The sequence below is a fragment of the Stenotrophomonas acidaminiphila genome, assembly GCF_014109845.1.
Classification (GTDB): Bacteria; Pseudomonadota; Gammaproteobacteria; order Xanthomonadales; family Xanthomonadaceae; genus Stenotrophomonas; species Stenotrophomonas acidaminiphila.
Map to the genome: position 1 here is coordinate 417,970 of NZ_CP043567.1, position 13,589 is coordinate 431,558.

The 13,589-nt window shown below is 69.6% G+C and carries 13 protein-coding genes and 1 riboswitch; of the genes, 4 read left to right on the forward strand and 9 right to left on the reverse strand.

The window, feature by feature from the left end:
- Window positions 1–37 precede the first annotated feature (37 nt).
- Both F0P95_RS02120 and F0P95_RS02125 read left to right on the forward strand, forming a co-directional pair.
- Window positions 38–577, forward strand: a complete 540-nt coding sequence (locus tag F0P95_RS02120) for a phage tail protein (RefSeq protein WP_182335510.1) — start codon at window positions 38–40, stop codon at window positions 575–577.
- Window positions 578–635: 58 nt separating this feature from the next.
- Window positions 636–1,142 (forward strand): GNAT family N-acetyltransferase, encoded by a 507-nt coding sequence (locus tag F0P95_RS02125; RefSeq protein WP_182335511.1) that lies wholly within the window; start codon window positions 636–638, stop codon window positions 1,140–1,142.
- A 60-nt stretch (window positions 1,143–1,202) separates the two neighbouring features.
- Here the strand turns inward: F0P95_RS02125 and F0P95_RS02130 are convergent, their stop codons facing one another.
- From F0P95_RS02130 to F0P95_RS02140, 3 genes are all read right to left on the reverse strand, one after another.
- Window positions 1,203–1,493: a DUF6916 family protein gene (locus F0P95_RS02130; RefSeq protein WP_182335512.1), complete on the reverse strand. Its 291-nt coding sequence runs from the start codon at window positions 1,491–1,493 to the stop codon at window positions 1,203–1,205.
- Between the two features lie 488 nt (window positions 1,494–1,981).
- Window positions 1,982–3,241, reverse strand: coding sequence for a CsgG/HfaB family protein (locus tag F0P95_RS02135; protein ID WP_182335513.1), 1,260 nt, complete (start codon window positions 3,239–3,241; stop codon window positions 1,982–1,984).
- Window positions 3,242–3,503: 262 nt separating this feature from the next.
- Window positions 3,504–4,196 (reverse strand): MgtC/SapB family protein, encoded by a 693-nt coding sequence (locus F0P95_RS02140; RefSeq protein WP_182335514.1) that lies wholly within the window; start codon window positions 4,194–4,196, stop codon window positions 3,504–3,506.
- A 137-nt stretch (window positions 4,197–4,333) separates the two neighbouring features.
- On the opposite strand from F0P95_RS02140, the gene pncA reads away from it, so the two are divergent.
- Entirely contained in the window at window positions 4,334–4,957 is a 624-nt protein-coding gene (gene pncA / locus F0P95_RS02145; RefSeq protein ID WP_182335515.1) for a bifunctional nicotinamidase/pyrazinamidase, read from the forward strand.
- Window positions 4,958–4,966: 9 nt separating this feature from the next.
- Here pncA and purU read toward each other — a convergent pair whose 3' ends face one another.
- The 6 genes from purU to F0P95_RS02175 all read right to left on the reverse strand — a co-directional run bounded on the left by purU (window position 4,967) and on the right by F0P95_RS02175 (window position 11,985).
- Window positions 4,967–5,818, reverse strand: a complete 852-nt coding sequence (purU, locus tag F0P95_RS02150) for a formyltetrahydrofolate deformylase (protein ID WP_182335516.1) — start codon at window positions 5,816–5,818, stop codon at window positions 4,967–4,969.
- Between the two features lie 125 nt (window positions 5,819–5,943).
- Complete coding sequence (locus F0P95_RS02155; RefSeq protein ID WP_232528737.1) at window positions 5,944–7,038, reverse strand: NADH:flavin oxidoreductase/NADH oxidase; 1,095 nt, start codon at window positions 7,036–7,038, stop codon at window positions 5,944–5,946.
- Window positions 7,039–7,112: 74 nt separating this feature from the next.
- Window positions 7,113–7,988 carry an NAD-dependent protein deacetylase gene (locus tag F0P95_RS02160; protein WP_182335518.1) on the reverse strand — a complete coding sequence of 292 codons (876 nt, stop codon included), beginning with the start codon at window positions 7,986–7,988 and terminating at the stop codon, window positions 7,113–7,115.
- 15 nt (window positions 7,989–8,003) lie between these two features.
- Window positions 8,004–8,408 (reverse strand): acyl-CoA thioesterase, encoded by a 405-nt coding sequence (locus F0P95_RS02165; protein WP_054668132.1) that lies wholly within the window; start codon window positions 8,406–8,408, stop codon window positions 8,004–8,006.
- A gap of 101 nt (window positions 8,409–8,509) precedes the next feature.
- Window positions 8,510–9,529 (reverse strand): ribonucleotide-diphosphate reductase subunit beta, encoded by a 1,020-nt coding sequence (locus F0P95_RS02170; protein WP_054668133.1) that lies wholly within the window; start codon window positions 9,527–9,529, stop codon window positions 8,510–8,512.
- A gap of 146 nt (window positions 9,530–9,675) precedes the next feature.
- Window positions 9,676–11,985, reverse strand: coding sequence for a ribonucleoside-diphosphate reductase subunit alpha (locus tag F0P95_RS02175; protein ID WP_425515924.1), 2,310 nt, complete (start codon window positions 11,983–11,985; stop codon window positions 9,676–9,678).
- A 263-nt stretch (window positions 11,986–12,248) separates the two neighbouring features.
- Window positions 12,249–12,473: riboswitch (cobalamin riboswitch) on the reverse strand.
- A gap of 281 nt (window positions 12,474–12,754) precedes the next feature.
- Between F0P95_RS02175 and F0P95_RS02180 the strand changes: the two genes are divergently transcribed.
- Window positions 12,755–13,582, forward strand: a complete 828-nt coding sequence (locus F0P95_RS02180) for a DUF2884 family protein (protein WP_182335520.1) — start codon at window positions 12,755–12,757, stop codon at window positions 13,580–13,582.
- Window positions 13,583–13,589 lie beyond the last annotated feature (7 nt).

Below are 13,589 nucleotides of genomic sequence, written 5' to 3' on the forward strand. Positions count from 1 at the left end.
CGACACCCCTGCGGCACTTCATTGGAGGAACCAGCACATGACCGAACCCTTCGTCGGCGAAATCCAGCTGTTCGGCTTCAACTTCAACCCGAGAGGCTGGGCGCTCTGCAACGGCACCACGGTGCCGATCTCGCAGAACACCGCGCTGTTCTCGCTCCTCGGCACCATCTACGGCGGCAATGGCCAGACCACGTTCCAGCTGCCCAACTTCGCGGGCCGGGCCGGCTGCCAGCAGGGCACCGGGCCAACAACCTCGACGCGCACTCTCGGCGAGACCTTCGGCGTGAACAGCGTCACCCTGGACGCCAACCAGATTCCGCAGCACAACCACGGCATCAATGGGTACCTGTCCACCGATGCGACCCGGAAAAGCGGGGCTCCGGTTGCGAACGGCGGCCTGTCGCAACCCGGCACAACGGTCAACAAGCCGTTCAATTCCGCCAATCCCAACACCACGTTCGCTCCGAACATGATCGGCCCGAACGTAGGCGGGGGCCTGCCTCACCAGAACCAGCAACCGTACCTCGGGGTGAACTTCTGCATCGCGCTGCAGGGTATCTATCCCTCATTCCCGTGACATGACCGTCGCGTCTCCCGCCCGGCTGGAGCCGTTCCCCCCGGAACGGCCCGGCCGCATGCGGATTCCCGAAGCACTGGCCGACCGGGGGTTTTCGCTGCGTGCGCTGCACGACGGCGACCTGCCCTGGCTGCGCGACCTGTATGCCAGCACCCGTGCCGAGGAAATGGCGCCGGTGCCCTGGCCGGATGCCACCAAGCGGGCGTTCCTCGACCAGCAGTTCGCGCTGCAGCATCGCCATTATCTTGGCCACTACGGCGATGCCGATTTCATGGCGCTGGAACGCGACGGGCACGGCCCGGTCGGCCGCTACTACCTGCTGCGCGCGGCCCCGGACCACGTGCTCGTGGATATCAGCCTGTTCCCGGCGCTGCGCGGCAACGGGCTGGGCCATGCGCTGATCGGCCACAGCCAGCGGGAGGCGGGCGCGCTGGGGTGCGGCATGCGGCTGCATGTGCTGCAGGCCAATCCGGGCGCGCGCCGGCTCTACGAACGGCTGGGCTTCATGGCGGAAGGCGGGAGCGGCGCGCACCTGGCGATGCGCTGGTCACCGGTGCCTGGCTGAGGCGGCCACGCGGGCCGATGCGGTGCGGCGTCCGGGCGATGCCCACCCGGCGCGCTGCAGTCAGTTGAAGACGGCCTGGTAGAGAAAGCCGGCGCGTTCCTGGGCGATCGGCACCAGGAAGATGCCGACCTCGCCCACCCGTGGATGGCGCATGGGATAGATCTGCTGGGGAAACAGCACCGGCGAGGTATTGCGGAACAGCAGCGAAAAAGGCGCGCGCGCCGGATTCGGCTGCGTGGATTGCAACGGCCGCGCCTCGACCAGCATGAACTCCACGTCCATGCCGGTCATCGCGGCGGCAAACGGTTCGTTCACGCAGCCGGCAAAGTGTTCCAGCGTCAGCAGCTCCATCGGTATCCGCTTCCCGGTTCATGGCGCTGCGCGGGTCGGCAGCCGCGGACATCGTCGCCGCTGCGCCGGCGGCGCACAAGGTCCCGCCGCACGAAGGTGCGCCGGCCGGATACGGGGCAATGCACGCGGCGGCAGGACCGTTCCGGGTGCCGGCGCCATGTCCCTGCGCACAGCCGCACCTTCGAGTCTGCCGTCCGGCGGTCGGGCGTCGGCACCCGCGTCTTCATGGTGAGGGATGGCGGCTGGCAGCCGATATTGCCGTGGCAGCGCACGCGTCCAGACCCATGCCTGGCGCCAACGCGATCGTGGCCCGCCGCGGCTGCAGGCCCGACCGGTGGCGGCGCACAGGCTGTGGCAAGGACACCCGGCGCCCAGCCACCGGACCGGCCGCGCGCCACGCATCCGTTCAACGCCGGGCGTGGCGATATGTCATGCCGAGGCCCGGAAAGACGAGCGGCGGGCGCGCATCGCGACAGAAGCGACGCGACTCAGGGCGCCGACACCACCGCCGATGGTACCCAGCCCTTGTTGCCCATCTCGTCCTCGACTTCGAGCATGTTCCCCTGGATGTTGCCGGTGGGGAACACCAGCATGCCGGTAGCCAGTTCGGCCACCGTGCCCGCCTGGCTGCTCGCGCCACTGAGCAGGCGCGCGGTGCGGCGGAGTTCGAGCGTGCCCGACGCTGCCAGTTGCCTCAGCGCCAGTTGCGCGTCGGGCGCCACGTCGGCGACGGGCGGCACGGCGGCGGCCTCCAGCGGCATCCCGCGCACTGCCCCGACTTCACCGGGCATCGGCACCGGCACCGGCGCTGGTGCCGGCAGCGACGCGGCGGCGAGCACGGGCATCACGGCGGTGGCCTGCTCCGCGATCGCCGGCGCGTCCAGGCGGGCCAGCGGTTCGACTGCGGCCATCATCGCCGGGGGCTGCGGGGCCGCTTTCGGTTGCTGCCGCGCGAACACCCGGCTGCGCGGCTTCTGGATATCCGCAACCATCTGCTCGAAGGCTTCCTCGTAGGCCTCCTGGATGACCTTGCCGATCTCGGTGTTCTCCCAGCTGCCCAGGCGCACGCCCGCGTTGCCCTGCACGTTCGATGCATTGACCATCGCCGACCACGCGCGATCGGTGATCTTCGCTTCGCCGGTCACGCTGAGCAGCTGTTCGGACGTACGTACGTCCACGAGCGTCAACACCACCTGCGCCGTCTGTTTGTTGCTGGACATCTTGCCCGAGATGCCCAGCGTGGCGACGTTGAGCATGCCGGCCATCAGGCCACGCTTCTGTCCGGATGCCGCCTGCACGCCGACATTGCTCCCGCCCGCGTTCGGGTTCTGCGACACGATGTCGGGAATCAGTACGAAGTCGGCGCCCAGCATCTGCCCTGCCCCGATGTTCTGGTCGTCCTGCAGGTGACCGGCCTGGGCCAGCGCGCGTTCGGCCTGCGCGGCGGCAAAACCGACGCCCCGGTCCAGGACGGAAAAGCAGCGGGAGTCGTTCACCAGCACGCGCAGCATGCGCGTCGGTGCGGGCAGGCCATACGATGCCCATGCACCCATGCCATCGTCGGGCTCGACGATGCGCAGGGAGCCGGCACTTTCCGGACACTTCTTCGAACCCAGGGCGGCGGAGATCAGGCGCGCCCCGGGAATGATCTTCGAGATCGCCGCCTGGCTGGCAAAGCTGGTCGCGCCCAGAACGATGCCAAGGATGGCCGCGAGCAGAGCGCGGGACCGGACAGGAACTTCAATCATCACCATCTCCAGATCGCCCCTTTCCTGGGGCATAGATGCACACCATCCGGCCTGCGCGGCGCACGCCGCACGCCCATGCCCGTGGCCGGGCGACCGCGCACCATATATGTTTGTGATGATTGTGTGAAGAAGGGATTTCCCCTACCCCGGGCCATGACCGGAAGCCCACGCGGGGTCACGATCGAAGCTGCGGCCGGTTGCCGCACGACTCCACCATCGGCCGGGACAACGGCCCGCGAAGGCCCGCCACCCGCCCTGCTGGTCAGCCCTCGGCCAGCCCGGGCAGTTCCACCGACACCACGCCTTCGACGCGGCCCAGCTGCTCGGCCTTGGCCAGCATCTGCGCGCGCGGCAGGGGCGGGTCGCAATCGATGTCGACGATGTCGTCGTCCTGCTCGCGCGGACGCAGGGTGATGCGCCTGACCGGCAGGCCCGCATCGTTGGCGGCATTCTCGACACGTGCCAGTGGCGTACCCAGGGCAACGCGCAGGCGCAGCCGGCCACTGTGCGCGCGACGGTGCAGGTAGCGTTGTTCCAGCGGCTTGAGCAGCGCCAGGATCGCCCACATCAGCAGCGTCGCCATGAGCGCCGCCGCGTACAGGCCGGCGCCCGCGGCCAGGCCGACCGACGCCACCGCCCACAGCCCGGCCGCGGTGGTCAGCCCGCGGATCACCTGCTCGCGCTGCAGGAACAGGATGGTGCCGGCGCCGAGGAAACCCACGCCACTGACCACCTGCGCGGCGATGCGCGACGGATCGAGCTGGATGCCCGGTCGCCCCAGTACGTCGAAGAAGCCGAACGTGGACACGATCACCGCCAGCGCCGAACCCACGCAGACGAGCATGTGCGTGCGCAACCCCGCCGCCCATTCCAGGCGCCCGCGGTTGATGCCGATCACCGCGCCGAGCAGAGCGGCCAGCAACAGCCGCAGGCCGAGTTCCCACCACTGGATCATCGCCGCCTCCCGATCGCCTGCCGGCCACCTGCCGACGCCGCAGTGTAGGCCGGTGCGCACGCCGCGCGGTGGACGCCGCGGACCGGCACCGCCCATTGCGGCGTTACACTCCAGGGTTCCCCGCACCGGAACCTGCGATGTACGGCAATGACACCGCCCTGCTGGTGATCGACCTGCAACCCGACTTCATGCCCGGCGGTGCGCTGCCCTGCCACCAGGGCGACGCCATCGTGCCGGGCATCGCCGCGCTGCTGGCGCGGCGCCACTACGCCACCGTCGTGGCCACCCAGGACTGGCACCCGGCCGACCATGCCTCGTTCGCAAGCCAGCATGGCGGCCGCAGGCCGTTCGAGTCGATCCGGCTGCACGGGCATGCGCAGACGCTGTGGCCCGACCACTGTGTGCAGGGTTCCGCGGGCGCGGCGCTGCACCCGCAGGTGGACTGGAACAACGCCGACCTGATCCTGCGCAAGGGCACCGATCGCCAGGTCGATTCGTACAGCGCGTTCCGCGAGAACCATGGCCCCCGGGGCGACCGCCCGGCCACCGGCCTGGCCGGCTGGCTGCACGAACGCGGCATCACCGAGGTGCACGTATGCGGGCTGGCACGCGACTACTGCGTGCTGTGGAGCGCGCAGGACGCGGCGATCAGCGGATTCCACGTGCGCGTGCTGTGGGAGCTGACGCGGCCGGTATCGCCCGATGGCGACGAAGCCACCCGCATCGCGCTGATCGAAGGCGGGATCGACATCGCGGCGTGATGCCGCCGCTCAGCGGAACACCACGGTGCGGTGGCCGTTGAGCACGATGCGGTGCTCGACGTGGCGGCGCACGGCGCGGGCCAGCACCAGCGATTCGGTGTCGCTGCCCAGCCGCACCAGGTCGCGTGGCGTCATGGCATGGTCCACGCGGGCCACGTCCTGCTCGATGATCGGGCCTTCGTCCAGGTCGCTGGTGACGTAGTGCGCGGTGGCGCCGATGATCTTGACCCCGCGCGCGTGCGCCTGGTGGTACGGCTGGGCGCCCTTGAAGCTGGGCAGGAAGCTGTGGTGGATGTTGATCGCGCGGCCGGCCAGGGCCTGGCACAGCTGCGGCGAGAGGATCTGCATGTAGCGCGCCAGCACCACCAGGTCGATGCGCTCGCGCTCGACCAGGTCGAGCAGTTGCCGTTCCTGCTGCGCGCGGTTGGCCGCATCCACCGGCAGGTGGTGGAACGGCACGCCGTAGGAACCGGCCAGCGTGGCGAAGTCCGGGTGGTTGGAAGCCACCGCGGCGATGTCCACCCGCAGGTGGCCGCTGTGCGCGCGGAACAGCAGGTCGTTCAGGCAATGCCCCTGCTTGCTGACCAGCACCAGCAGCCGCGCGCGGCGGCGCGCGTCGTGCAGTTGCCAGTCCATCGCGTATTCCGCGCCCAGTTGCCCCAGGCGCGCGCGCAGCCCCGCCGCCTCGCCGGCCGCGGCCATGTCGAAGTGCACCCGCAGGAAGAAGCGGCCGCTTTCCTCGTCGCCGAACTGCTGGGCGTCGAGGATGTTGCAGCCGGCCTCGAACAACAGGCCGGAAACGCGGTAGACGATGCCGGTACGGTCCGGGCAGGAAAGGGTGAGGATGTAATCGGGTCGCATCGACGGAGTCTAGCGACGGACGACATTTTCCGGGGAAACCTTTACTGCCCTCGCAGGTCGCTGCGGCGGCCGCGGCGACGCCTGCCCTGCAGTCACCGGCGACGCGAGCGCCGCCGGTGCCGCGATCAGCCGAACAGGTCGCGCAGCCCGTGCGGCTGGCAGCGCAGGTACTGCGGCGCGGCCTGCACCCGTGCGCCGAGTTCGGCGGCCGCATGCCAGGGCCAGCGCGGGTCGTAGAGGATGCCGCGGGCGATGCCGATGGCATCGGCCTGGCCCGCGGCCAGGATCGCTTCGGCCTGCCGCGGCTCGGTGATCAGCCCCACCGCGATCACCGGCGTGGCGACCTGCGCCTTGATCGCGCTGGCCAGCGGCACCTGGTAGCCCGGCCCCACCGGAATCTGCTGGCGCGGGTCCAGTCCACCGCTGGAAACGTGGATGAAATCGCTGCCGCGCGCCTCCAGCACGCCGGCCAGCGCGATGCTCTGCGCCACGTCCCAGCCGCCCTCCACCCAGTCGGTCGCGGAGATCCGCACGCCCACCGCGACATGGGCCGGTGCCGCGGCACGTACCGCATCGAACACCCGCAGCAGCAGGCGCATGCGGTTGTCCAGCGAGCCGCCGTAGTCGTCGTCGCGGCGGTTGCTCAGCGGCGACAGGAACTGATGCAGCAGGTAGCCATGCGCGGCATGGATTTCGATCAGCTCCAGGCCCAGCCGTGCCGCGCGCCGCGCGGCCGCGGCGAACGCCTCCACCACCGCGTCGATGCCGGCCGCGTCCAGCGCCTGCGGGACCGGATCGCCGGCGTTGAACGGCAGCGCCGACGGCGCCAGCACCTGCCAGCCATGCGCCTGGCCGGGCGCGATGGCGCCACCACCGTCCCAGGGCCGCGCGGTGGACGCCTTGCGCCCGGCGTGCGCCAGCTGGATGCCGATGGGCATCTTCGACCAGCGCCGTACCGAGGCCAGCACCCCGCCCAGCGCCGCTTCGGTGGCGTCGTCCCACAGCCCTAGGTCGGCCCAGCTGATGCGGCCCCGGGGTTCCACCGCGGTGGCCTCCAGGATCAGCAGGCCGGCGCCGGACTGCGACAGCGTGCCCAGGTGCTGGGCATGCCAGTCGGACGCACGGCCGTCATCGGCCGAGTACTGGCACATCGGCGCGATGACGATGCGGTTGGACAGGGACAACGGGCCGAGCGACAGCGGCGAGAACAGATGGCTCACGGGGGGGTGATCCGCTTTGTGGGGGGTGCCCATTGCACTCCCGCGCGGCGGGGCGATTCAACCGGCGTGGTGGATCACTGCGTCTTGGCCGCCGCCCATGCGTCGTCGAGCAGGAACCCCAGCGCCTGCGCGCAGGGCTGTTCGATCTTCAGCGACAACAGGGCATCGGCACGGGTACGGCCAAGGTTGACCGCCGCCACCGGCAGGCCGGCCCGGGCCGCGGCATCGACGAAACGGAAGCCGGAATAGACCATCAGCGACGAGCCCACCACCAGCACCGCGTCGGCGCGCTCGAGATGTGCATGCACGCTGGCCACGCGTTCGCGCGGCACGTTCTCGCCGAAGAACACCACGTCCGGCTTGAGCAGGCCACCGCAGGCCGTGCAGCCGGGCACCACGAACCGGCTGAAGTCGCGCTCCAGGTCGGCATCGCCATCGGGGGCCTGGACCGCCTGCAGCGCCGCCCACCCCGGGTTGGCGTCGAACATGCGCTGCTGCAGCGCCTCGCGCGGGGAGTGCGCGCCACAGTCCATGCAGCGCACCGCGTCCAGGCGGCCATGCAGGTCGATCACCTGGCGGCTGCCGGCGCGCTGGTGCAGGCCATCCACGTTCTGGGTCAACAGCAGCTCGACCCGGCCGGCCGCCTCCAGCGCGGCCAGCGCATGATGGGTGGCGTTGGGCCGGGCACGGCCGATGTGCGCCCAGCCGACCAGGCTGCGCGCCCAGTAGCGCCGGCGCACCGCGGCATCGGCCATGAACGCGCGGTAGTCCACCGGCGGGGTGCGTTTCCACTGGCCGTCGGCGTCGCGGTAATCGGGGATGCCCGAATCGGTGCTGCAGCCGGCGCCGGTCAGCAGCAGCAGGCGGCGGTGGCCGGCGATGAACGCCGCCAGCCGCGCGTCCGGTGCCGCATGGGCGTGGAGGCCCGCGTCGTCCGGTCGTACCGCCATGGCCCGCGCCCCGGCTCAGGCCTGCGGCGGCAGCGGCGGCACCGAGGTCGGGCGGCCGTCGGCATCCAGCGCCACCATCACGAAGTGGCCGCGTGTGCACAGCTTGCGCTCGCCGCTGTGCAGGTCCTCGGCGATCAGTTCGACCTGCACCGTCATCGAGCTGCGCCCGACCTCGACCACGCGGCCGACGGTCTCGACCATCTCGCCGATGCGGATCGGCAGCTTGAAGTCCACCTGGTCCGAATGCGCGGTGACCACGGTGCGCCGCGAGTAGCGCGCGGCGGCCAGGAACGCCGCCTTGTCCATCCACGCCATCGCCTGGCCACCGAACAGGGTGCCCAGGTGGTTGGTGTGGTTGGGGAAGACGATTTCCACCATGCGTACTTCGGTGGGCGGGACGACGGGGGGCAGGGCATTCATGGCGACGGTCGCGGCAGTGGGGGCAGGAGCGGATGATACGCAGCGCCGGGCGCGGGCGGCGTGACGCCTGCGCCACGCCATCCCCGCGCCGGCGGACGGGCTCAGAAGTTCATGTCGAAGGCGACCTCGCCCTGCACGCCGACCTGGTAGGCCGAGACCCGGCGCTCGAAGAAATTGGTCAGCTCCTGCACGTCCTGCAGCTCCATGAACGGCAGCGGGTTGCGCACGTTGTACTGCCTGGCCATGCCCAGCTTGACGAAGTGGTTGTCGGCGCAGTGCTGCAGGTACTGGCGCATGTCGCGGGTGGAGATGCCGGCCACGCCGCCGGACAGCACGTCCTCGGCGAACTGCACCTCGCACTCGATGGCCTCGGCCAGCATCTCGTAGACCTGCCGCTCCATCGCCGCATCGAACAGCTCCGGCTCCTCGGCGCGGATGGTGCGCACGCACTCGAAGGCGAACTCCATGTGGCAGCTCTCGTCGCGGAACACCCAGTTGGTGCCCGAGGCCAGGCCCGGCAGCAGTCCGCGCGAACGGAAGTAGTACACGTAGGCGAAGGCGGCGAAGAAGAACAGGCCCTCGATGCAGGCGGCGAAGCAGATCTGGTTGAGCAGGAACTGGCGCCGCTGCTCGCGGCTCTCGATGCGCTTGAGCCCCTGGATCGAGTCGATCCACTTGAAGCAGAAATCGGCCTTCTTCTTGATCGAGGCGATGTTCTCCACCGCGGCGAAGGCCCTGAAGCGCTCCTCCGGGTCGGGCAGGTAGTTGTCCAGCAGGGTCAGGTAGAACTGCACGTGCAGCGCTTCCTCATACAGCTGGCGCGACAGGTACATGCGCGCTTCCGGCGCGTTGAGGTGCTGGTACAGGTTCAGCACCAGGTTGTTGGAAACGATGGAATCGCCGGTGGCGAAAAAGGCGACCAGGCGGTGGATCAGGTGACGGTCGGCCGGCGTCATCTTGTGGTGCAGGTCGGTGATGTCGATCTGGAAGTTGATCTCGTCCACCGTCCAGCTGTTCTTGATCGCGTCGCGGTACATGTCATAGAACTGCGGGTAGCGCATCGGGCGCAGGGTCAGTTCGAAGCCCGGGTCGAGCAGCATCTGGCGGGGTTGTGCGGACATGGTTGACTCCATTTCTGGCCCCCGGGGAACAGATGCCCCGGGAGGTGGCGGCGCATGGCGCCGGGCGGGAATTGGGCGGGGTGGCGAAGCCGACTTCGCCCTGCCCCGTCGCGGCCCCTGCCCTGGCGGGGGCGGGGCGCGGGCGGTTACTGGCAGGCCTCGCAGGCTTCCGGGTTCTCCAGCGAGCAGGCGACGGCCTCGGCCGGGGTGTAGCTGCTGACCGTGGTCTTGGCGATCCGGGTGGCCGGGCGCGAGCGCAGGTAGTAGGTGGTCTTGACGCCCTTCTTCCAGGCGTACATGTACATGGACGACATCGCGCCGATGTTCGGGCTCTCCATGAACAGGTTGAGCGAGGCGGACTGGTCGATGAACGCGCCGCGGTCGGCGGCCATGTCGATCAGCGAGCGCATCGGCAGTTCCCACGCGGTGCGGTACACGGTGCGCAGCGCCTCGGGAATCTGCGGCAGGTTCTGGATCGAGCCGTCGGCGAGCTTGATCGCGTCGCGCATCTCCGGCGTCCACAGCCCCAGCTGCTTGAGCTCGCCGACCAGGTAGCGGTTGACCTGCAGGAAGTCGCCGGACAGGGTCTCGCGCTTGAACAGGTTGGACACCTGCGGTTCCACGCATTCGTAGCAGCCGGCGATCGAGGCGATGGTCGCGGTCGGGGCGATGGCGATCATCAGCGAGTTGCGCAGGCCGTGCTGGACGATGCGCCCGCGCAGCGCTTCCCAGCGCGCGCCATCGGCCGGCACCACGCCCCACGCGTCGAACTGCAGTTCGCCGCTGGCGGCGCGGGTATCGGCGAACGAGGGATGCCGGCCGCGTTCCTGCGCCAGCTCGCACGAGGTTTCCAGCGCGTGGTAGTAGATCGCCTCGGCGATCTTCGCAGACAGCGCGCGCGCGGCGTCCGAGTCGAACGGCAGGCGCTTGCGGAAGAACACGTCCTGCAGGCCCATGCAGCCCAGGCCGACCGGGCGCCAGCGCAGGTTGCCGCGGCGCGCGGTCTCGATCGGGTAGAAGTTCAGGTCGATCACCCGGTCGAGCTGGCGCACGGCCAGGCGCACGGTCTCGGCGAGCTTGTCGAAATCGAAATCGCCGTGCGCATCCAGGTGGTTGCCGAGGTTGATCGAGCCCAGGTTGCACACCGCCGTCTCCTCGGCCGAGGTGATCTCGAGGATCTCGGTGCACAGGTTGGACAGGTGGATGACGTTGCCGGCGCGCAGGGTCTGGTTGCTGGCCTTGTTGCACTTGTCCTTGAACGTCATCCAGCCGTTGCCGGTCTCGGCCAGGGTGCGCATCATGCGCGCGTACAGCTTGCGCGCCGGCACCGCCTTGACCGCCTTGCCCTGGGCCTCGGCCTGCAGGTAGGCGCGCTCGAACGCCTCGCCGTACAGGTCGGTGAACTCCGGCACCACGCGCGGATCGAACAGCGACCATGGCTGGTCGGCCTCCACCCGCTGCATGAACAGGTCCGGCACCCAGTTGGCGAGGTTGAGGTTGTGGGTACGGCGGGCATCGTCGCCGGCGTTGTCGCGCAGTTCCAGGAAGTCCTCGATGTCGGCATGCCAGGTCTCCAGGTAGACGCAGGCCGCACCCTTGCGCTTGCCGCCCTGGTTGACCGCCGCGACCGAGGAGTCGAGCGTCTTCAGCCACGGCACGATGCCGTTGGAGTGGCCGTTGGTGGATCGGATCAGCGAGCCGCGCGAACGCACCCGGGTGTAGCTCACGCCGATGCCACCGCTGAACTTGGACAGCTGCGCGATGTCGCCGTAACGGGCGTAGATCGACTCGAGCGAATCCTGCGGCGAATCCAGCAGGAAGCACGACGACAGCTGCTCGTGGCTGGTGCCGGCGTTGAACAGGGTCGGGCTGGACGGCAGGTAGTCCAGGTTGCCCAGCCGCTGGTACAGCGCCAGCGCCTCGGGTACGTCCTCGGACAGCGCGCTGGCGATGCGCAGGAAGAACTGCTGCGGGGTTTCGATCACCTTGCGGGTGTGCGGGTGGCGCAGCAGGTAGCGGTCGTACAGCGTGCGCAGGCCGAAGTAGTCGAAGTTGAGGTCGTAGTCGGGGTTGACCGCATCGTTGAGCTTGCGCGCGTTGACCTGGACGAAGTTGAGCAGGCGCTCGTTGATCAGGCCCACTTCGTGGCCGCGGCCGACCGACTGCGAGAACGCGTGGATCTCCTGGCCGGACACTTCCTTGCCGATGAAATTGGCCAGCAGGCGCGCGGCCAGGCGGCCGTACTCGGGCTCCTCGCCGATCAGCAGCGCTGCGGTCCGGATCGACAGTTCGTCCAGCTCCTGGGTGGTGGCGCCGTTGTACAGCCCGGAGATGGTGCGGGTGGCCACGCGCATCGGATCGACCGCATGCAGGCCGTCGCAGCAACGCTGGATGGCGCGGACGATCTTGTTCAGGTCCACCGGCTCGGTGCCGCCATTGCGCTTGGTCACGCTCATGGCGGTGGCGGTCGGCGGCGGGGTCAGTTCGAAGCCGGTCTCGGTCGGGACAACGGCGGTATCGGTGGCGGTCACGGCAATGCGTCCTCATGGCGTGGTGCACGCGGCGCCTGCCCTCGCAGGAACCAGGGCCGGTGGCGGGCGACAAGCATGGAAGGACGGCGTCGCAGCATCCGCGACGGGCACGACCCGAGGTCGCCACCGGCGCTGCCGCGTCGCCAGCCGTCTTCCCCTCGAAGACTCCGCAGCCGGCACCGCGCGCTGTGCTTCGCGCGGCTGTCGGCAGGTCTTCGGACTCATGGGCGCGGAGGCGGGGGCCTCCTCCTACTTCCGCCGCTTCCCAAGGCATCGGGCCTCAGTGCTTGGTGGCGGGTTCGTTCCCAATTACCGCTGCGGGGCAGTGCCGGACTGGCCATCGAAGGCGTCACCGGCTTCCCTTTCAATCCGGCGGGGAGCAACCCGCCAGAACCGACGGGGCACAAGATAGTGGGGGTAAACGGCCCGGTCAACGCCAAATCTTGTGGGTGATCGCATTTCCCTTGCGGCACAAGCGATCCCGTCGCCGGTGCCCGGCGGGGCCACCGCGACCAGCCTATCGAGGCTGCGCAGTCAAGCCTTGGGAGACTGGTTGGCGGGTAGGAAAACGCCGCACGCATTCATAATCCAATGCCCGATGCGATCCAATGCCCGATGCGTCGCCATGACTTCCGGCGGAGGCCCGATCCGGCACGGCCGGCGATCCTGTGGGTCCTCCGAATGGATTCCGCGCATGCGCCGCCTGGCCCTCACTGCCGCCCTGCTCGCCCTGCCGCCCCTGGCCGCGCAGGCCGGCACGATGAAGTCACCAACGCTGTCCTCCACCCAGTGCGGGGTCAGCACCGACTACGACGTGCTGGTCGATGGCGGCGGCATCTGGCTGCGCCAGCACGACGCCACGCCGCGCGAGATCGTGTTCCACGACGGCCAGCTGAGCATCGACGGGCGCATGCAGGCGGTCAGCGCCGACGACGCGCAGCGCCTGCGCGTGCTCGAGGCCGGGGTGCGCCAGCTGATGCCGGCGGTCACCGGGATCGCCAATGAATCGGTGGGGATCAGCTTCGATGTGCTGGACGTCGTCTACGGCTCGCTGACCGGCAATTTCGATTCGCGCAAGGTGCGCGCGCTGCGCAGGGACGCCGAGCGCTTCGTCGCCTCGACCATCGGCCGCGGACGCTGGGAGCAGGACCTGTTCGGCGAGGGCTTCGACCAGCGCGTGCAGGACGCGGCCGAATCGCTCAAGGGCTCCATCGCCCGCGGCCTGCTGTGGACCCTGCTCACCGGCGGCGAGGAACGCTTCGAGAAACGCACCGAGAAGATCGAAGCCGAACTCGAGCCGAAGATCGAAGCGCGTGCACGCGCCCTGGAACAGCATGCGCAGTCCCTGTGCACCCAGGTCCTGGCGCTGGACCGGCTGCAGTCGGCGCTGGAGTTCCGCTACGACGGCCAGCCGCTGCGGATGATGAGCGTCAGCGGCGACAACGGCCAGGCGCCGCCAGCGACGCCGGTGGCGAAGGAACAGGGCCCGGACAACCGCATCGCCCTGCCCGGACACCCCTGATCCACGC